We start from the raw sequence: 18,558 nt of genomic DNA on the forward strand, positions 1-18,558 counted from the left end.
GACCGCTCTCACTCGCCCGGACCGACGTCCTCGTACAGCAGACTCTTTTGTGCCGCCTCGTATCCGTCCGGCACCGACTCGACGATCGCCTCGGGATCGGTCTCGCCGTCGACGGAGACGAGGTACGTCCGACCCGGATCGTCGCCGTAGACGCCCTGGAAGTCGTAGACGAACCCGTAGATGTCGACGAAGTCCAGGACATCGTCCGATACGTACAGCGATCGCGCCTGGTAGCCGACGTTGTACTCGACGAGCTGGTTGATCACCCGGTCGTCGGCCGCGTCGGCGTCGACGAGGCTGCTCTCGAGGGCCTCCTCGACCACGGGCACGAGCATATCGACCCACTTGTCGACGCCCCGCGGCCCGGGCGGGTCCTCGCCGATCGCGACCCGGTAGGCCGCGGTGACGGCGCCGCAGCCGGTGTGGCCCACGACGGCGACGGCGTCGGTCCCGGTGTGGTGAATCGGGTAGAGGATCCCGCCGTCGACGATCCGCTCGCCGTCGTCCTCGTCCCAGACCTGGTTCCCAATGTTGCTCGGCGTGAAGACTGCGCCCGGACGATCGACCCCCCACATGCCTTCGTGTGCAACCCGCGAGTCCGAACAGCAGATCGCGACGACGGTCGGCCGCTGGCCCGTCTGGACGTCCGCGAAGTACTCGTCCGGCAGCGACTCGATGTGGCGTTCGTTGCCCGCGAGCAGCTCCGCGAGTGTCTTGCGACCTGTTCCCATACCATACGTACCCGAACGAGGGCCAAAAAGGTTCGATCCGTCGGCGTCCGCGACAGTATCGGGGCGTTCGGCCGAACTTCCGCGAGCCAAATACTCACCTTCCGGGGCGCCGATATAACGGTATGGCAGAAACCAGGCAGTGGCGACTCGCCAGTCGCCCGGTCGGCGAACCGACGATGGAAAACTTCGAACTCGTGACCGTCGACCGCCCCGAGCCGGACGACGGCGAGGTCCTCGTCAAGACGCTGTACCAGTCGGTCGACCCCTACATGCGCGGACGGATGCGCGACGCGGAGTCGTACGCCGAACCGTGGGACGTCGGCGAGCCCATGCAGGCCGGCGTCGTCGGCGAAGTCGTCGAGTCCGCAGCCGACGCGTTCGACGAGGGCGACGTCGTGACCGGCAACCTCCTGTGGGCCGAACACGCGGTCGCGGACGCCGACGAACTCCGTGCGGTCGATCCAGACCTCGGGCCCGTCTCGACCGCGCTGGGCGTGCTCGGCATGCCAGGCGTGACAGCCTACTGGGGCCTGCTCGACGTCGGCGACCCCAAACCCGGCGACACCGTGGTCGTCTCCGCCGCGGCGGGCGCGGTTGGCTCCGTCGTCGGCCAGCTCGCCCGTCTCAACGGCGCGCGGGTAGTCGGCACCGCCGGCAGCGACGAGAAGGTCGCCTGGCTGACCGACGATCTGGGATTCGACGCCGCGATCAACTACAAGGAAACGGACGATTTGGCGGATGCGATGGCCGAGGCCTGTCCGGACGGGGTCGACGTCTACTTCGATAACGTCGGCGGGCCGATCACGGACGCCGTGTGGCAGCTGTTGAACGAGCGCTCGCGGGTCGCGGTCTGCGGCCAGATCGCGCTGTACAACGAGACCGAGGTCCCGACCGGACCGCGGAAGCTCGCCAAGCTCATCGAGACCCGGGCGAAAGTCGAAGGGTTCCTCGTCGGCGACTATCAGGACCGGTGGGGCGAGGCGCTCAAGCGGCTCTCGCGGTTCATCCGGGAGGACGAACTCCAGTACCGCGAGAACGTCGTCGAGGGGTTCGAGAACGCGCCCGACGCGTTCCTCGGGCTGTTCGAGGGGGAGAACATCGGGAAGCAGTTGGTCAAAGTGGCCGAACGCGAGGAGTGAGCGTCCGGCCGTCGGGTAGGTATCGAGCGGCGGCTCCAAACGACGCCGAACTGGGACGGTCTTACGCTCGGGACGCCGGCAGGGAAATGAAGAACGTCGATCCCTCGCCGGGTTCGGACTCGATCCGGATCTCGCCCTCGTGGCGCTCGACGATCCGTTGACAGAGCGCGAGTCCGATGCCGGTCCCGGCGTACTCCTCGCGGCTGTGGAGGCGGTGGAAGACCTCGAAGATACGGTCCTGATCCGCGGGATCGATGCCGATTCCCTCGTCACGAACGGCGACGACCCACTCGTTCCCCTCCCGTTCGGCCGAGACGTGGACGCGCGGCGGTTCGTCGCCGCTGTATTCGAGCGCGTTTTCCAGCAGGTTCTGGAGCAGTTGGCGCAGTTGATTGGCGTCCCCCTCGATTCGGGGGAGCGTCTCGGCGGTTACCTCGGCGTTGGACTCCGCTATCTGTCGCTGGAGGTCGGTCCGGACATCAGCCAGCACGTCGTTCAAGTCGACGGGTTCGAACGAGGCGCCCTGCGTCTCGACCCGGGAGTACGCGAGGAGCCCGTCGATCATCTCGCGCATCCGGTCGGCGCCGTTGACGGCGAATTCGAGGAACTCGTGGGCGTCCTCGTCTAACTCGTCCCCGTACCGGCTTTCGAGCAACTGGAGGTAACTGGATACCATCCGGAGGGGTTCCTGCAGGTCGTGCGAGGCCGCGTGGGCGAACTGTTCGAGCCGTTCGTTCGACGCCCGGAGTCGATCGTTCAGGGCTTCGAGTCGCTGTTCGGTGTACTTTCGCTCCGTGATGTCGATGAGCGCCCCGGGGAAGGTATGTGGATTTCCGTCCGCGTCGCACTCGACGTGTCCGCGGGCGAGGACCCACCGGAGTTCGTCGTCCTCGTTCCAGACACGGTACTCCTCTTCGTACTCGCCGCAGGACTCGACGGTTTCCTCGATTCGCCGTTCGACTCGCTCGCGGTCGTCCTCGTGAATAGCGGAGACGAACTGGTTGAGCGAGACGCCCTTGCGGGCCGCGTCCGGATCGACGCCGAACGTTCTGGCGAACGAGGGGCCAGTGACGAACTGGTCTTCGGGGATGAACCACTCCCAGGTTCCGACCGCGCCGGCCTCCACCGCCGCCTCCATCTGCAGGTTGGCGTCACGTAAGGTCTGTTCGCGCTCTCGCTGTTCGAGTTCGGAGCTCACCCAGTTACTGATGAGTTCGACGAACGTCACGTCCCAGTCGGAGAACTCCGCGGCCCGCGACTCCATTCCGTAGAAGCAAAACGTCCCGTACACCTCGTCGCCGGCGAACACCGGGGACCCGAGGTAACAGGCGATTCCCCACGTCGGGTCCGCTAACTCCGGGGCCTCGTCCTCGACGTCCCGCAGGACGAGCGTCCGTTCGGTCTCGACGACGTGCTTGCAGTTCGGCAGTTCCGAGAGGGGAACCGTCGCCCCCGCCTGCAGGTCGACGTCGGCTGGCACGTCCAGCGCCTCGAAAACGTAAGTGTCGCCGTCTACGAACGAGAACGTCGCGTACTCCGTTCCGATCGCGTCTCGAACGACTTCCAAGAGCGCGTCGATCTGTTCTCTGAATTCCAGCTCCGCGTCGGAAATGATCTCCGTGGCCTGTCGGAGAGCGCCTTCGCGGCGTTCGAGTTCGGCCGAAATCTCGTTGTGAGATTCGCTCGGCCGTTCCCGGTCACTCATTAGTTTCTCTCAGAGACGGCGCCTAAAAGGGTTGTTCCATCCACGACGGTTTTGAGAGTAATGGATTTGTTCATATGTCCAGGGTGGAAAGAAATCGGCGTGCCGAGCGACGGAGCCGAATCCGTCGGAGACGGACGCGACCGTCCATTTCGGCCCCGGAACCCTTTTACAAGTCACTGGCCTATCCGTATACAACGATGGGACTGGGCTCTGATATGTACCGACAGCAGATCCTCGACCACTACAAGAACCCCCGCAACTACGGGGAGCTCGAGGATCCCACGTTCACCCACGTCGGCGAGAACCCGATGTGCGGCGACGAGATTCGCATGGACGTCAAACTCGACGAGGACGAGGAGACGATCGAGCGGGTCGCGTTCCAGGGCGACGGCTGTGCGATCAGCCAGGCCTCCGCGAGCATGCTCTCGGGAGAACTTCGGGGGAAGACCGTCGACGAACTCCTCGAGATGGACCGCGACGACGTAATCGACATGCTCGGCGTCGACATCTCGCCGATGCGCGTCAAGTGCGCGGTGCTCGCCGAGAAGGTCGCCCAGGACGGCGCGGAGATCTACGAGGGCGAACTCGACGTCGAGAAGACGACGACCGAGGATTAAGACCGAGATCGAGACTGAGACCGAGAATCGGACCGACCGCGATTTCCGGAGTCGAATCCGACCGTCCTGCTTCGTTCTGCCGTCCCGACCCGCTTTCCTGCGACTACTATTCGGTGCCGCGACCGTCAGCGACGGCCCCGGAGCGTCGGGTAACCGAACGAAACGGGAGCGGGCCGGTCGACGTTAGTCCGTCCGCTGCGGGCCGACCTCGTACAGCGGGTTCGACACGATCCCGTGTTCGATCGCGTGGGGCCGCTCGGGGAGGTCGCCGTACCCGAAGTCGACGATCCGGTTGCGGTTCAGCGTCAGCTTCGGCAGCGTCGGATCGAGCAGATCGAACAGTTCGAACCGCTCCTCGAGTTCGGGGAACCGCGCCTGGTAGTCGTCGATCGCAGCTCGGACCTGGCCCCAGAAGCGATCCTCGGAGTAGTCGTGGTGGCGAGCCAGCAGGTCCGCGAGGTAGCGGTAGACGCCGACGAACAGGCCGTAGACGATGAAGAGACGCAACTCGCTCGGCGGCACGGACAGGAGCACGTCCCGGAGGTCGTCGGGCAGTTCCGTCAGTTCCGGGATTGGGTGCTCGCTGACGTTAACGTCGTCGACGAAGTCCTTAACCGCGAGCCGCGACGGCCGGTCGTCTTCGAGGACGAGGATCGTGTTCTCGCCGTGGGGCGAGAAGGCGGTTCCGTAGCGGTAGAGGTAGTGTAACAGCGGCGGGAGCGTCGTCGCGAACAGCTCGTCGAGCCACTCGGAGAGCGCGAGGTCGGAGCGCTCGACCAGCTTCGAGATCACGGGGTCGCCGTCCTCGACGTGCAACAGCGCGGAGAGAGTCATCGCCCGCTCGCCGTCGTCGATCAGGTCCGTGACGCTCTCGCGCCAGACGCTGCCCAGCAGTTCGTTGTACTGGTAGGCCGGGGCCTCGAGCGCGTCGAACGTCGGGTGGTCGACGTTCACGCCGGCGATCTCGCCCGGCAGGACGAGTTCGCACTCGTCGCGCAGGAACGGATCCGAGTCGCGGACGTCCTTGACGTACTCCGTGACCAGTGGGGCGGCCTCGGTCCGCTCGCCGGGGAGCCCGCGCCAGACCAACGTGTTGCTGATCATCATCGGGAGCTTGACGTTGTGCTTGCCCGGCTCGTCGGCGTTGACGAACGTCCGGATCGACTGCATCGGCAGGTACTCGTCGGGGCCCCGCCCCAGCGGGACGATCTCGTCGGTCGCGAGCTGTTGCCCGAACAGCGGGACGACCGCGTTCTCCCACTGCCAGTCGTGGACCGGCATGAAGAAGTAGTTCTCCGGGTCGAGCCCCCGCTCTTCGAGTTCGTCGCGGAACCGATCGTAGTGCTCGCCGAGTTCCGACTCGAGCAGCGCCTGGTGGTCGAGCCCGTCGACGCTCACGAACGTCGCCGCGTCGCGCGAGACGGCACACCAGGCGAGCCGGATCGGCTCGGAGCGCTCGGGCGCGTAGGCGCGGTAGTCGTCGTACCCCCAGCCGACCCGACCCTTGTTGACGGTGAGCCACGGGTGGCCGGTCATCTCGCCCTCGATTTCGGCGTAGGGCATGTCGAGCACCGACCCGTTGGTCTCGTCGGCATCGGCGTCGATGTGGGCGTCCGCGAGCAGCGTATTCGTATACTCGCGGACCAGGTGGCCGGCCGTGATCGAATCCATGTCGATCGTCGGTTCGAGGTCGACGACGAACTGGAGGGGGTCGGCCGCGGGCTCGAAGCCGTCGCCGGCGTCCCGTTCGATCGAGTCGGCGCGGACGCCGATACTGTCCCAGGCCCGTTCCGCAGCGTCGAAGCGGTAGCGCGTGCCGGCGAGGTCGATCTCGTACCGGGTCCACGCCGCCGACTTCCCGGTCTCCCGCTCGTCAGCCAGGCGATCGTCTCCGACCGGCTCCGGATCGATGAGTTCCTCGTAGGTGAACTCCCGCAGGATCTTCGCGAGCAGATCCCGGCCGGCGTCGTCCCAGCGAGATTCGGTGAGCGCGTCGTCTAGCGTGTCGATTCCGTCGAGTCCGTTCGTCTGATCGATGTCGTGTCGTGGGTTCTGCATGGCTGGATTACTCCGTATCGAGCGTGTGTGACTGCGAGTGCGGCTGTGCAGCGCCGGTCCGCGTCTGCACCGGCGCGTGGTCGGCGAACCGTTCGAGATCGAAATTCTGGAAGACGGTGTCCCGGTCGACGGGATACACCTCGCGGTCGGCGAGCTGCGAGACGATCACCGCATTCCGGTAACAGCCCAGGCCGAGGTCCGGCGTGCCCACGCCGTGGGTGTGGAGTTCGGCGTTCTGGACGAAGATGCGCCTGCCCGGTTCAGTGTCATCGCCGTCGTCTCCGCGCTCGCGATCCAGATCGCCCTGGAGTCGGTAGTCTTCGGTCACGCGGAACCGGCCGCGATCGTCGAAGGCGATCCGGTCGATGATCGGTTCGAGGAACGTCGGCGTCGGACGCCGGTAGCCCGTCCCGAAGATCACGGCGTCCGTTTCGAGTGCGAACTCCCGCTCCTGCTGGCGGTGCTCGCACGCGAGCCGGTAGTCGCCTCCGCCGTTCGCGCCCTCGGCGTGCTCGACGTCCGTCACCGCCGTCGTCGCGAGCATCCCGAAGTCGGGCTCGCGGTCGCCGATCGAGCGCTCGTAGAGGGTGTCGTAGATCCGCGCGCTGGTCTCGATGTCGATCCCCTTGTACAGCAGGTCCTGATCGGCTAGCAACTCGTCTTTGCGCGACTGGGGCAGATCGTAGAAGTACTGCGCGTACTCGGGCGTGAAGTGTTGCAGCCCGAGCTTCGAGTACTCCATCGGGAAGAAGCCGACCGAGCGGGTGAGCCAGTCGAGCCGGAACTCGCGGTCCGCCTGGCGCTCGAGCAGATCGAGCACGACTTCGGCGGCGCTCTGTCCGGAACCGACGACGGTGATCGAATCGGCGTCGAGCGCGTCGGCGCGGCGGTGCCGGTAGTCGGCGGTGTGGAATACCCGTTCGCCGGCGCCCTCGGCTCCGCTATCTCGCTTACCTTCGCCCGCGTCGGCGACGTCGCGCGCAAATTCGGGCAGCGTCGGTCGAGAGCCGACGCCGAGGACCAGATCGGCGGTCCGGTAGCGGTAGCGCTGCCCCGTCTCGGGGTCGACGGCTTCGACGACGAACGTCCCGTCGCCGGCCGGTTCCGTGCCGTCCGCTCCGGTACCGCCATCACCACCGTCGCCGCCCGCCGCGTACTCGACGCTCGTCACCTCCCGACTGAACTGCGTCGTCGGAACGGTCTCGGCCGCCCAACGGAGGTAGTCGTCGTACTCGCGGCGGGGGATCTGGAACGTCTCGTAGAAGTAGAACTCGTAGATGCGATCGCGCTTCCGGACGTAGTTGAGGAAGCTGTAGGGGTTGGTGGGGTCGGCCATCGTCACCAGATCCGCGAGGAACGGCACCTCGAGGGTGGCCCCCTCGATCAGCATCCCCTCGTGCCAGGCGAACTCGGGCTCGCGCTCGAGGAAGACGGCGTCGAGATCGAGGTCGTCGGCGCCGTCGAGCAGGGCGGCGAGTCCGAGGTTGAACGGCCCCAAGCCGACGCCGAGTACGTCGTAGGAGCCGCGGTCGATGACCGGCTCGCTCCCGTCGGGGCCGGCGTCGACGACGGTGATCGAGTCCGAATCGGCATCGGCGTTGGTGTCGGTATCGGCATCGGACGTGGCGTCCTCAGTCATCGTCGCTCACCTCCGCCTGGCGCGCGGCCGCGCCGTCGGTCGGCGGCCAGACCTCGCGTTCGAACCGCTCGCGCTCGCAGACGACGAGCCTGGCCGTCTTCGCCTCCGCTTCGAACTCGAACTCCCGGCGAAGGTCGGCGCCACAGCGCTCGAACGCCGCGAGGACCGCGTCGTTGCGGGCGTCGGGTTCGGCGACGACCCGCAGGGTCTCGGGGTGGCGGAACTGGAACGCGATCATCGCCCGGAGCAGTGCCGTGCCGTACCCCTGCCCGAGGTACTCCTCGGGGCCGATCAGGAGGTGCACCCCCTGGTCGGCTGGGTCGGCGTCGTAGTGGGCCGCCAGGTCGTCCTCGGCGACCCAGTAGCGCTCCCAGTAGCTCACGGGGACGTGGTCCAGACAGCCGACGTACAGCGTCTGGTGGTCGTCCGCGAGCTTCTCGCGGAGCGTCGTCCGGAACTCGGGCAGCGGCTCGTCGAGCTGCCAGTAGGGCTTGACGTGGTCCGAGCCGAGCCAGGCGTGCAGGCGACCCAGATCCCGCTCGAGGTCGACCGGGCGGAGCCCGATGTGGCGGTCGATCGTCTCGTCGTAGTACTCGAAGTCGTAGTCCGAGACGACGGTGGCGTAAGGGCCGCGGGCGGGGGATCGCGACCGGGAGGGGGACGAAGACGAAGCGGAGGTCGGATCCGGCGTCATCGGGTCACCTCCGTGCGCGTCGCCGCGGCGGAGTCCGCGGTCCCGTCGGCGTCGAGGGCGTCGACGAGCGGGTTCTGCACGTCGGCGTAGACCGACTGCTCGTCCAGCGAGGGCGCGTCGAGTTCGTCCAGGCCGCGGAAGCGGGTCAGGAGGTTCGCCTTGCAGGGCACCGTCTCCGACTCGAGCAGCGGGTCCAGGATCGACGTGCTCGGCCGGTCGAACTCCCGCAGGGACTCGAGTTCCTCGCGGAGGACGGTGAGCAGCCGTCGCTCGTCGACCATGCCCGCGGTCCCGAAGGCGTTGACCACGCCGAGGGCGTTGTTGAGCACGACGTAGTAGCGGATCCGCTCGTCGGCGACCGCGTCGGGACAGACGGTGCCGGCGCGCTCGCCGACGCCGGGACAGACGGCTTCGACTCGGTCGGAGGCGCCCTTTGGGAAGTAGTAGCCCTGGTTGTCCCGGTAGCGAAACGCGTCGGGGTAGCCCGCCTCGTCGAGTGCGAGCACGCCGTTCTGCTGGTGGGCCTCGAGGCCGACGCCCCGCTCGAGGTAGAGCCAAAGGAGCGGCCGCACCGAGATCGCGAGGTAGCGACGGAACCACTCCTCGCTGACGGCGGCCGTCTCGCGGCCCTCGCGCTCGGCGATCGACTCGACGATGCGCCCCAGCCTCGATCGGCCGTCGCCGATCGCGTCCTGGCAGAGCGCGACGACCGGCGTCGCCCGCCTGGCGTCCTCGCCCCGGAACGGGTTCTCCCGCAGAACGACCTCGAAGCCGGACTCGTCGGCGTCGACCCCTAGCGCGTCCGGATCGATCGTCAGGTAGGCCGGGTCCCGGATCACGTCGAAGTCGGGGAACCGCTCGCGCAGGTCGTCGCCCAGTTCGGTCGCCAGCAGGTCGGCGATGGCGACGCCGCGCTCGAGCTCCGGGCGCTTGTTCGTCCGCAGCGAGTTGGTGATCTCGACCGCGAGCGACCCCTTGACCATGAACGGCGCGTCGGGCGCGTACAGCGTCCGCACTGACGTCGTGGGGTGGAACTCCCGACCCAGTTCGCCCAGCGATTCGAGCCGACCCGCGGCGACCAGGTCCTGCACTTCGGGCCGGTCGAACAGCCGCTCGGCCTGCCATGGGTGAACCGGAACGAGCACGTCGTCGGCCGCCAGGCGGTCGAACAGCGAGTCGGGGACCGCCGGATCGTCGCGGAGGGCCTCGCGGACCCACGCGGCCGCGGAGGTCTCGCGGGCGGATTCGCTCTCGACGATTTCGGGGTCCGCGCGGACGTAGTGCAGCGGGAACGAGCCCTCGAGTTCCGGCGCGTACCGGTCGGCGTCGTTGGCCATCCCCCGCCGGCTCTTCGGCGTCGGGTGCCGGAGGTGGCCGAAGACGAGCGACTGCTCGGCCTCGCGGAAGGTGAAGTCCGTGCCGTACAGGGTCGCCGCGTCGTCCGCGCGAGCGGCGACGTACCGCTCGATGTTCCGGCAGGAGCGGATCACCCGCTCGAGGAGGTCGTCGCGGCTTCCGTCGCTTCCGCGCTCGAGTTCGAGTTCCTTCGTTGCGAGGGTCGCGAGCGTGGCGTAGTCCAGTTCGACCGGCTCGCCCCCGTCGGCCCGGTAGTAGGCGGGCAGGTCGAACAGGTGCCGGCCCGTCTCCGATCGGTAGCTGACCGGGACGAAGAGCTCGACGGCCTGGTTCGGGAGCGGACACCGCAGGACGAGCCCGCTGTCGGGCGACCGATCGACGGGCGCGTCCGCGGCGGAGACGAACTCGCCGGCGCCGGTCTCGTGGCGGTAGCAGTTCAGGAAGCTGTGCACCGTCGCCGAGCGCGCGACCCGCGTCGGGTCGACGCCCGCCGCGTCGGCGTTCGTCGCAGTCGTCGCTGTCGTGGGTTCAGGCGTCATGCGGAATCGATCACCTCGCGTTCGAGGGCCTCGCCGCGGTCGACGACCGCCGCGAGGGTGTCCCGGAGGTCCGAAAGCGTCGTGCGGGGGTTCAGCAGGGTGAACTTCAGGGCGGGCGTACCGTCGACAGTCGTGCGGGCCAGCAGGGCCTCGCCGTCAGCGAAGAGTTCGTCGCGGATCGCGCGGTTCACGCGGCCGACGACCTCGCCGGACGAGCAATCGGTCCGGTCGGCCCGGTCGGCCCGGTCGGCCGTCCGATCACAGCCGTCCGTTCGGTCCGGTCGATACCGGAAGACGACCGCGCTCAGTTCCGGCTCGCAGCACAGTTCGAGCGCGGGCTCGGCCCGGATCTCGTCGGCCGCCGCGTCGGCGAGGTCGCAGACGTACTCGACGCAGTCGGCCAGGCCGGTCCGGCCGAGCGCGTTGAACGTCACGAACGGTTTCAGCGCGTCGAACCGGCGGGTCGTCCGCGGGGACTTCGAGACGAGGTTCGGCACGCCGGCCGCGTCGTCGCGCTCGGGGTTGAGGTAGGCCGCGTTGCGCTCGAGCAGCCGGTAGCGGTCGCCGTCGCGCAGGAGGAAGGCGCCGCAGCCGATCGGTTGGTAGAACAGCTTGTGGAAGTCGACGGCGATCGAATCGGCGCGGTCGATCCCCGCGAGCTTCGGGCGGAGCCGGTCACTGATCGCGCAGGCCCCGCCGTAGGCGGCGTCGACGTGGAGCCACAGGTCGCGCTCGGCCGCTCGATCGGCGAGCGCATCGACGGGGTCGATGCTGCCGAAGTCCGTCGTGCCGGCGGTGCCGACGATCGCGAACGGGTGACGGCCCTCGGCCGCGAGCCGGTCGAGCGTCTCGTCCAGCGCGGACACGTCCATCCGGCGGTCGCCGTCGGTCGGGACCGAGACGACCGCGTCCTCGCCGAGCCCGAGGTGGTGGGCGGCCTGGTCGGCCGTGAAGTGGGCGGCCTCGGAACAGAGCAGCCGGAGGTCCGCTGCCTCGGGGGGCAGCCCCGCGGCCTGAACGTCGCGGTCGAACCGCCGCTCGCAGTACCAGTCGCGGGCCAGCAGGAGGCCCAGCAGGTTCGACTCCGTGCCGCCGCCGGTGAAGACGCCGTCGGCGCCGGCCGGGTAGTCGAACAGGTCACAGCAGGCGTCGACGACCCGCTCCTCCAGCACCGACGCCGCGGGCGCCTGGTCGAACGAGTCCAGCGACTGGTTCGTCCCGGACAGCACCACCTCGGCGGCCAGGGCCGGGATCGTCGGCGGACAGTGCAGGTGCGCGACGCAGTCGGGGTCGTGGACCCGGACGGAGTCATCGAGGACCTCGTCGGCGACCGTCTCGAGGACCGCGTCGAGCGACTCGCCCTCGTCGGGGACGACGGGGAGGTCGGCCAGGCGCTCGCGCAGCGTCTCGTGATCGGTGCCCGCGTAGGGACCCTCGGCCGTCGCGAACGACTCGACGAGGACCTCCCGCGCCAGTTCGATCGCGTCCGCGTAGGCGGCGTTCCCCTCGGGGTCGCCCAGAAAGGCGCTCGCGGCGGCCGGCGGCGTCGGCTCGTCGGCGCGAGACCGGCTCGCCTGGCCGAGTCCGCCGGTCATGCCGCGGCCTCCGTCAGGTCACGGTCGGCCGCGACGGCCTCCCGGACGCTCTCGTGGACGATCTCGCCGACCGTATCGATCCGCGAGGCCGAGATCGTCAGCGGCGGGAGGAACCGGACGACGCTGCCGCGGCGGCCGCCGGTCTCGACGACGAGCCCGCGGTCGAACGCCGCCGCTTGGACGGCCGACGCGAGGTCGCCGTCGGCGGGGTAGTGACCGAGCGAGTCGGGCACCCCGTCGGGGTCGACGAGTTCCATCCCGAGCATCAGACCGCGCCCGCGGACGTCGCCGACCGCTTCGAACGTCGCGGCCGTCTCCTCGAGGTGGCCGCGCAGTCGATCGCCCATTTCGGCGGCGTGGGCCTCGAGGTCGTTCTCGAGGACGTACTCGATGGTCGCGGCGCCGGCGGCCATCCCGAGCTGGTTCCCGCGGAACGTCCCCGCGTGGACGCCTGGCTCCCAGACGTCTAAGGACTCGTCGTAGACGACGACCGAGAGCGGAAGACCGCCGCCGACGGCCTTCGAGAGGGTCATCACGTCCGGAACGACGTCGGCGTGCTCGACCGCGTACAGTTCGCCGGTACGGCCGAGTCCGGTCTGGATCTCGTCGACGATCAGCGGGATATCGCGTTCGCGGGTGACGCGGCGCATCTCCCGGAGCCACTCGTCGGGGGCCGGCACCGCGCCGCCCTCGCCCTGGACGGGTTCGAGGATCATCCCCGCGGGGTCGACGATCCCGCTGTCGGGGTTCGAGAGCGTTCGCTCGACGTACTCGGCGCTCGTCCGCCAGCAGTCCTCGCCGCCAAGTCCGAACGGGCAACGGTAGGCGTGGGGATAGGGCAGGTGGTGGACGTCGGACATAAGCCCTGGAATTGCCTCCTTGGGCTCCGTATCGCCCATCAGCCCGAGCGCGCCGTGGGTCATCCCGTGATAGGCGCCCTGAAACGCGAGCATCGACCGGTTATCCGTGGCCGTCTTGACGAGTTTCAGCGCGGCCTCGACGGCGTCCGTGCCGGCAGGGCTGCAGAACTGGACTTTCGCGGTCTCGGCGAACTCGTCGGGGAGGCTCTCGAGCAGCCGATCGACGAAGCGCTCCTTGATCGGCGTCGTCAGATCGAGCGTGTGGACGGCCCGATCGCGCTCGAGCAGGTCCTCCATCCGCTCGACGACCGCGGGGTGGTTGTGCCCGAGCGCGAGCGTTCCCGCCCCCGCGAGACAGTCGACGTACTCGTTGCCGTCGACGTCCTCGAGGATCGCCCCCTCGGCGCGGTCGATCGCGAGCGGCAGCGACCTGGGATAGGTCCGCGCGTTCGACTCGCGACGCGCCTGCTGGGCGAGGAGAGCCTCGGCCGACGCACCGGCGTCGGTCACGGGCGTTCACCCCCCGTCGGCGATCGATCGATGAACGTATCAGGTAGCGCGTGTCCGTTTGGCATACGGGTTTTAGGCCAACCTAAATAATGAAAAGCGTACCGATTTTTAGGTTAACCTAAAAGATATAGCGGATATGCTGAGGAGGCCGAATTTTCCACTTAGAGGGGCTAAGAACCCACCAAGCTCGAATCGTCTGCGGCCGCATCGACCGGTGATTATCGTGTGCAGCGAGATACAGGTCGTCCCGAGTAGGCGTTCAGAACGCCGGAAGATCGTTCAGAAAAGCGGAAACTCGGCGGTATTGAGATATGGGTGTCCGATCCTCGACACCGAAGGCACGCCGGAAAACGAGGCGTTTATTTAAAAGTCGATCACCGAGTGAGTCGACTGGGATAGCCTCGAGACCGACATCGGAGCGAGCCGCTCGTGACGATACCGCGGGTTCGACGGAAGTGTAACGGTACGAACGCCGAGAACGGGATCGAAACGAAGTGAAAACGGAAACGGAGACGGACCGGAAACTGAACGCGATCCCCGGTTCGACGATCGCAGTCGCGGTCTATTCGGGCTTCAGACCGCCGTCCTGAACGCGCATGACGGCCTCGCCGTCGGCCAGGTTCGGCGCGTCGACCAGGCGGACGATCCGCTTGTCGCCCTTGGACTTGCGGAGGTAGATCCGGAAGGTGGACTTGTGGCCGAGGATGTTGCCACCGATTGGCTGGGTCGGGTCGCCGAAGAACGAGTCGGGGTTCGAGGCGACCTGGTTGGTGACGATGACGGCGGCGTTGTAGAGGTTGCCGACCTTATCGAGGTCGTGGAGGTGTTTGTTGAGCTTCTGCTGGCGGTCGGCGAGTTCGCCACGGCCGACGTACTCGGCGCGGAAGTGGGCGGTCAGGGAGTCGACCGCGAGCAGGCGGACCGGATACTCGGAGTCCTCGTGCTCGCTGGCCAGTTCCTTGGCCTTCTCGGCCAGCAGCATCTGGTGGTTGGAGTTGAACGCCTTCGCGACGTGAATCTTGTCGAGGATGTCGTTGACGAGTTCCTCCATCGTCTCCTCGTCGCCGGGCTCGCCCTCGATTTCGCGGTCGTCGAGGGTGGCCTCGATGGCCTCGTCCGACAGGCCCCGAACCATGTCGTCGATTCGCTCGGGGCGGAAGGTGTCCTCGGAGTCCACGAAGATGGCGCTGCCGTGGAGACCGCCGACCTCCTGGGGCAGCTGGACGTTGACGGCCATCTGGTGGGTGACCTGGGACTTGCCGGCCCCGAACTCACCGTAGACTTCGGTGATCGACTGGGTCTCGATCCCGCCGCCGAGCAGGTCGTCGACCTCGTCGATGTGCCAGCTCAGCTTGCCGATCTTGTTCCGTCGTTCCAGTACCGTGGAGCCGGTCTCGAAGCCGCCGACATCGGCGGCGTCGCGGGCGGCGTTGACGATGTCCGCGGCAGTGGACTCGCCGACGTCGGCCGTGTTCGACAGTTCCGACGGGGAGGCGACGGCGAGACTCTGGAAGGAATCGAAGCCTGCATCGTGGAGTTTGTCTGCGGTCGCCGGTCCGACGCCGGGGAGTTCCTCGAGATCTGCTTCGGGCATACACCCTCGTTGTGCCGGACCCCCCATAAACCCTCGTTTACAGGGGAGTGAAAGTGAAAGTGGCGGACGACGGCGGGACCGATCGAGGAGTCGGCGTCGGGTTTAGAAGGGAAGGGGTGCGGAGCGCGCCCGATGAGTTCAGCGCAGCGGCTCGTCGGCGTCCCACGCGAGACACTGGAGAGTCCCGTCGTCGCTCCCGAGATACAGCCGCTCGGGGGCGACTGCGGGCGCGCCGCTAATGGCGTCGCCGAGCGCGAAGTGCCACAGCGGCTCGGGGTCCGTCGCGGCGATTCCGTAGAGCGAACCACTCGCGTCGCCGACACAGAGGACGTCGCCGGCGACGACGGGACACGAGCGGACCGGGCCGTCGAGTTCGACCCCCTTCCGCGAGAACAGCCACCCGCGCAGCTTGCGCCGTCCGACGGTCGTGTCGGTGACGTGGAGGTAGCCGTCCGCCGCCCCGACGAACGTCGCGTCGGCAGCCGCCAGCACGGTCGGAGCGGTCGTGAATCCGGCCTGGTTCTCGTAGGTGAACCAGGCCTGGCCGCTCGCGGCGTTCAGCGAGAGCACCGTCCCGTCGGCGGCGACGTAGACACGGCCGTCGGCGACCGTCGGCCCGCCCTGGATCGTCCCGTCGATCGGGGCCGACCAGGCCTCCGCGCCCGTTTCGGCGTCGAGCGCGCGAACGCTGCCGTAGTCGGTTCCGACGAACACCCGTTCCGACGTCCAGTTGTGATCCGCGTCTCGGTCCCGGGCCGAGATGGCTCCGCCGAGACGGGTCGGCTCTCGGTGGCCGTCGATCGGGTTCGGGTCCGGGTCCGGGTCCGGGCCCGAGCCCGGGGCGTGCTCGTTCCTCCGGTCGAAACTCGACCGATCCCGGTCCCGACCGTCGGCAATCGCCGGACAGCCGACCACCGCCGAGTCCGTTTCGTGGGACCATATTTCGGTCCCCGTCTCCGCGTCGAACGCGACCAGGCCCGCCGCGTGCCCGACGTAGAGGCGGCCGTCCGAGAACGCGAGGCCGGCGGCAGTGAGGTCGGCCGGGAGGTCGGTCCGCCACTGTCGCTCGCCGGTCGCGGTATCGACCGCGGTAATCGTCCCGTCGTCCGTCCCGAAGAAGAGCCGATCGCGGAAGACGATCGGGGTCGCATCGGTCGCGGCCGTCGTCTCGAGGACCCACCGTCGATGGCCCGTTTCGCGGTCGAACGCGTAGCAGTTCCCGCGGCTCGTTCCGACGTAGACGGCGTCGCGATCGAGCACCGGTGACCCCGGCGGCCCGACGAGGTCGGCCGACCAGGCCTCGGTGACGCGAGCCGGGCCGTCGATATCGCGCCGGAGCCCCGAATTTCGCGAATCGCCCTTGTATTGGTTCCACTCCGTCACTGGTCGGGTGTACCGAACGAACCGGTATAATGGATGTGGAGCGAGAGTCGGGCGAGACGGCGCCCGCCGAGGCGGCTCCTCTCAGGACGCGCGCCGTTGAGTCGACCGTCTCGACGCCGAAACGCTCGAAGGGGGAGTCCCAGTCGGACCCGATATCGAAAACGACGAACTCGGCGCTCAATTGGCGAACGTGACAGTTACGACCGAGTCAGGGACTGGCCGATGGAAGGAAATGCGGCAGGAAAAGGGAACAACTGGTGTATGGCGCAGTTGTGATGATGTGATGATGTGGCGATGATGTGGCCGGTGTGGCTTCCTGCCGCGTACTCTTCCGTAACCGCCGAGCCGCAATACCAGTGTCCCCAACAATATTTGGTACTCCGTCGATAGGGCGGACGAGCGCGACGCGAAACCCGGGCGACGAGGCCGCAGTATTCGAATTCACTCCCAGGGATGGGTTTCGCCTTCGCTGGGCCAGAGCGGGTACCAGTACTCCTTCTCGCGTTCGATCTCGAGTTCACCGTCCAGAGCGGATTCGAGTTTGAACTCGGTGCTCGAATCACGCTCGCGGCCGGACCGCGGGACGAAGGGGTAGAACCGTCCCCGGCGGAAGGAATAGATCCAGTAGGCGGGTCCGTCGCGGTCCTCGTAGGCGAAGACGGCGGCGAGCAGACGCGAGCCGTAGTCGTGCTCGATGAACGTGTCCGCGGCGAAGTGGATGCTCGTGATCAGGTCCTCGGGATCGTCGTCCGCGAGCACGACCCAGTGGTAACCGTGGTCGTCCGATGTAACCGAGAAGTCGGTGCCGGTCTCCTCGCGGCCGGCTGCCAAGATCCCCTCGACCTCGTCGACGGCGTCGCGGAAGTCGGCGGAGTCGACGCCGGAGAAACAGAGCGCGCCGACGTCTACCGACTCGTAGCCGAGATCGGCCTCCATCGTGATGTAGGCGGTGCTCATCCCGAACAGGTCGTCGGGGTCGGCGTCGCGTCCGGCGTCGGCCTCGGCGCGGAGTCCGAGCACGGCGCGGAGTCCGTCCAGTAGTCCCATAGGGGGAGAGTCAGCGGGCGATCCCTTAGGCTGATTGTATTTCGCGTTCGAGCTGGCGGAGCTGTTCGACGCGGCGCTCGGTCGAGGGGTGCGTCGAGAAGAGTCGGCCGACGACGCCGGACTTGATCGGGATTATGAAGAAGGCGTTCATCTCGGCCTCCTCGCGCATGTCCTCCTTCGGGACCTTATCCATCTGGCCCGAGATCTTCAGTAGCGCGGAAGCGAGCGCGGAGGGGTTCCCGGTGATCGCGGCCGCCCCGCGGTCGGCAGCGAACTCGCGGTAGCGCGAGAGCGCGCGGATTAGCAGGTAGCTAACGATCCAGACGACCAGCGAGATGAGGATTGCGACGACGATGCCGCCGCCTCCGCCCTGGCGACCGCGACCGTGGCCACCGCCGAAGAACGCGCCCCAGCGGACCATCATGAACGCGATGGTCGAGAGGAACGAGGCGATGGTCATCACCATCATGTCGCGGTTCTTGACGTGGGAGAGCTCGTGTGCGAGCACCCCGTCGAGTTCGTCCCGATCGAGCGTCCGCATGAGGCCTGTCGTCACGCAGACGGCGGCGTTGCGCTGGTTACGACCGGTCGCGAAGGCGTTTGGCACCTGCGAGTCGACGACCGCGACCTTCGGTTTCGGGAGGTCGGCCTGCTGGGAGAGGCGTTCGATCGAGGCGTGGAGTTGGGGGTATTCGTCGCGCGAGACCGTCTTCGCGCCCATGCTCCGGAGGGTGAGCGTGTCGCTGAAGTAGTACTGCACCAGGGAGAAGCCGCCGAACATGAGCGCGAAGAGAAACAGACCGCCGCCCACGTACGCGGTGATCACCCCGGCGAAGACGATGTACAGCGCGAACAGCAGGAACATCGTCACGAACATCCGAAGCCGCAGTCCCCAGTCCGCCTGCCAGTTCATGTTTCCGCCTACGGGACGCGACGGAATAAGTATCACCGCCACAACCGTCGTCCGCGACCGACTCGCAGCGATCGATCCGGCGGCAGATCGTCAACCCCTTCGTTTCGCATGGAGACCCTGTGACGGAGTGACGTCTGACGTCGAGATCTCGCCGATCGTGTGACGCACGTCTGACGCG

At 67.6% G+C, this 18,558-nt stretch carries 13 protein-coding genes and 1 pseudogene; 2 read left to right on the plus strand and 12 right to left on the minus strand.

Annotated features, from left to right (window positions below; all coding sequences use genetic code 11):
• Window positions 1–8 precede the first annotated feature (8 nt).
• Window positions 9–731 carry a carbonic anhydrase gene (locus tag BMY29_RS16495; RefSeq protein ID WP_049990074.1) on the minus strand — a complete coding sequence of 241 codons (723 nt, stop codon included), beginning with the start codon at window positions 729–731 and terminating at the stop codon, window positions 9–11.
• 122 nt (window positions 732–853) lie between these two features.
• Here BMY29_RS16495 and BMY29_RS16500 point away from each other — a divergent pair, with 122 nt between their 5' ends.
• A complete protein-coding gene (locus tag BMY29_RS16500; protein ID WP_049990075.1) occupies window positions 854–1,870 on the plus strand; it encodes an NADP-dependent oxidoreductase in 1,017 nt (338 codons plus the stop codon).
• A 61-nt stretch (window positions 1,871–1,931) separates the two neighbouring features.
• On the opposite strand, the pseudogene BMY29_RS16505 reads toward BMY29_RS16500, so the two are convergent.
• Window positions 1,932–3,464: pseudogene (locus BMY29_RS16505) on the minus strand (ATP-binding protein); the annotation flags it as partial.
• 308 nt (window positions 3,465–3,772) lie between these two features.
• On the opposite strand from BMY29_RS16505, the gene sufU reads away from it, so the two are divergent.
• A complete protein-coding gene (gene sufU, locus BMY29_RS16510; RefSeq protein WP_049990077.1) occupies window positions 3,773–4,192 on the plus strand; it encodes a Fe-S cluster assembly sulfur transfer protein SufU in 420 nt (139 codons plus the stop codon).
• A 183-nt stretch (window positions 4,193–4,375) separates the two neighbouring features.
• On the opposite strand, the gene BMY29_RS16515 is transcribed toward sufU, so the two are convergent.
• The 10 genes from BMY29_RS16515 to htpX form a co-directional block, all read right to left on the minus strand.
• Window positions 4,376–6,250 carry an IucA/IucC family protein gene (locus tag BMY29_RS16515; protein ID WP_049990078.1) on the minus strand — a complete coding sequence of 625 codons (1,875 nt, stop codon included), beginning with the start codon at window positions 6,248–6,250 and terminating at the stop codon, window positions 4,376–4,378.
• 7 nt (window positions 6,251–6,257) lie between these two features.
• The gene (locus BMY29_RS16520) at window positions 6,258–7,889 is read right to left on the minus strand and encodes a lysine N(6)-hydroxylase/L-ornithine N(5)-oxygenase family protein (RefSeq protein ID WP_081985455.1); all 1,632 of its coding nucleotides are present in this window, start codon (window positions 7,887–7,889) and stop codon (window positions 6,258–6,260) included.
• Window positions 7,882–8,583 (minus strand): GNAT family N-acetyltransferase, encoded by a 702-nt coding sequence (locus BMY29_RS16525; RefSeq protein ID WP_049990079.1) that lies wholly within the window; start codon window positions 8,581–8,583, stop codon window positions 7,882–7,884. The genes BMY29_RS16520 and BMY29_RS16525 overlap by 8 nt, the downstream gene beginning before the upstream one ends.
• Complete coding sequence (locus BMY29_RS16530; RefSeq protein ID WP_049990080.1) at window positions 8,580–10,478, minus strand: IucA/IucC family protein; 1,899 nt, start codon at window positions 10,476–10,478, stop codon at window positions 8,580–8,582. Before BMY29_RS16530 ends, BMY29_RS16525 begins: the two co-directional genes overlap by 4 nt.
• The gene (locus tag BMY29_RS16535; RefSeq protein WP_049990081.1) at window positions 10,475–12,073 is read right to left on the minus strand and encodes a pyridoxal phosphate-dependent decarboxylase family protein; all 1,599 of its coding nucleotides are present in this window, start codon (window positions 12,071–12,073) and stop codon (window positions 10,475–10,477) included. The genes BMY29_RS16530 and BMY29_RS16535 overlap by 4 nt, the downstream gene beginning before the upstream one ends.
• On the minus strand, window positions 12,070–13,443 hold the full coding sequence (locus tag BMY29_RS16540; protein ID WP_049990082.1) for a diaminobutyrate--2-oxoglutarate transaminase: 1,374 nt from the start codon (window positions 13,441–13,443) through the stop codon (window positions 12,070–12,072). The genes BMY29_RS16535 and BMY29_RS16540 overlap by 4 nt, the downstream gene beginning before the upstream one ends.
• 562 nt (window positions 13,444–14,005) lie before the next feature.
• On the minus strand, window positions 14,006–15,037 hold the full coding sequence (gene radA / locus BMY29_RS16545; RefSeq protein WP_049990083.1) for a DNA repair and recombination protein RadA: 1,032 nt from the start codon (window positions 15,035–15,037) through the stop codon (window positions 14,006–14,008).
• A gap of 138 nt (window positions 15,038–15,175) precedes the next feature.
• A complete protein-coding gene (locus BMY29_RS16550) occupies window positions 15,176–16,420 on the minus strand; it encodes an outer membrane protein assembly factor BamB family protein (protein WP_049990084.1) in 1,245 nt (414 codons plus the stop codon).
• A gap of 441 nt (window positions 16,421–16,861) precedes the next feature.
• Complete coding sequence (gene pspAB / locus BMY29_RS16555) at window positions 16,862–17,467, minus strand: PspA-associated protein PspAB (RefSeq protein WP_049990085.1); 606 nt, start codon at window positions 17,465–17,467, stop codon at window positions 16,862–16,864.
• Between the two features lie 25 nt (window positions 17,468–17,492).
• Window positions 17,493–18,380, minus strand: coding sequence for a zinc metalloprotease HtpX (htpX, locus tag BMY29_RS16560; protein ID WP_049990086.1), 888 nt, complete (start codon window positions 18,378–18,380; stop codon window positions 17,493–17,495).
• Between the last annotated feature and the right edge of the window lie 178 nt (window positions 18,381–18,558).

The sequence above is a fragment of the Natrinema salifodinae genome (genome assembly GCF_900110455.1).
GTDB classification, from domain to species: domain Archaea; phylum Halobacteriota; class Halobacteria; order Halobacteriales; family Natrialbaceae; genus Natrinema; species Natrinema salifodinae.

Coding starts and splice junctions, on each gene's coding strand:
- BMY29_RS16495 (WP_049990074.1), bottom strand. CDS start 731: ATGGGAACAGGTCGCAAGACACTCGCGGAGCTGCTCGCGGGCAACGAA.
- BMY29_RS16500 (WP_049990075.1), top strand. CDS start 854: ATGGCAGAAACCAGGCAGTGGCGACTCGCCAGTCGCCCGGTCGGCGAA.
- sufU (WP_049990077.1), top strand. CDS start 3,773: ATGGGACTGGGCTCTGATATGTACCGACAGCAGATCCTCGACCACTAC.
- BMY29_RS16515 (WP_049990078.1), bottom strand. CDS start 6,250: ATGCAGAACCCACGACACGACATCGATCAGACGAACGGACTCGACGGA.
- BMY29_RS16520 (WP_081985455.1), bottom strand. CDS start 7,889: ATGACTGAGGACGCCACGTCCGATGCCGATACCGACACCAACGCCGAT.
- BMY29_RS16525 (WP_049990079.1), bottom strand. CDS start 8,583: ATGACGCCGGATCCGACCTCCGCTTCGTCTTCGTCCCCCTCCCGGTCG.
- BMY29_RS16530 (WP_049990080.1), bottom strand. CDS start 10,478: ATGACGCCTGAACCCACGACAGCGACGACTGCGACGAACGCCGACGCG.
- BMY29_RS16535 (WP_049990081.1), bottom strand. CDS start 12,073: ATGACCGGCGGACTCGGCCAGGCGAGCCGGTCTCGCGCCGACGAGCCG.
- radA (WP_049990083.1), bottom strand. CDS start 15,037: ATGCCCGAAGCAGATCTCGAGGAACTCCCCGGCGTCGGACCGGCGACC.
- pspAB (WP_049990085.1), bottom strand. CDS start 17,467: ATGGGACTACTGGACGGACTCCGCGCCGTGCTCGGACTCCGCGCCGAG.
- htpX (WP_049990086.1), bottom strand. CDS start 18,380: ATGAACTGGCAGGCGGACTGGGGACTGCGGCTTCGGATGTTCGTGACG.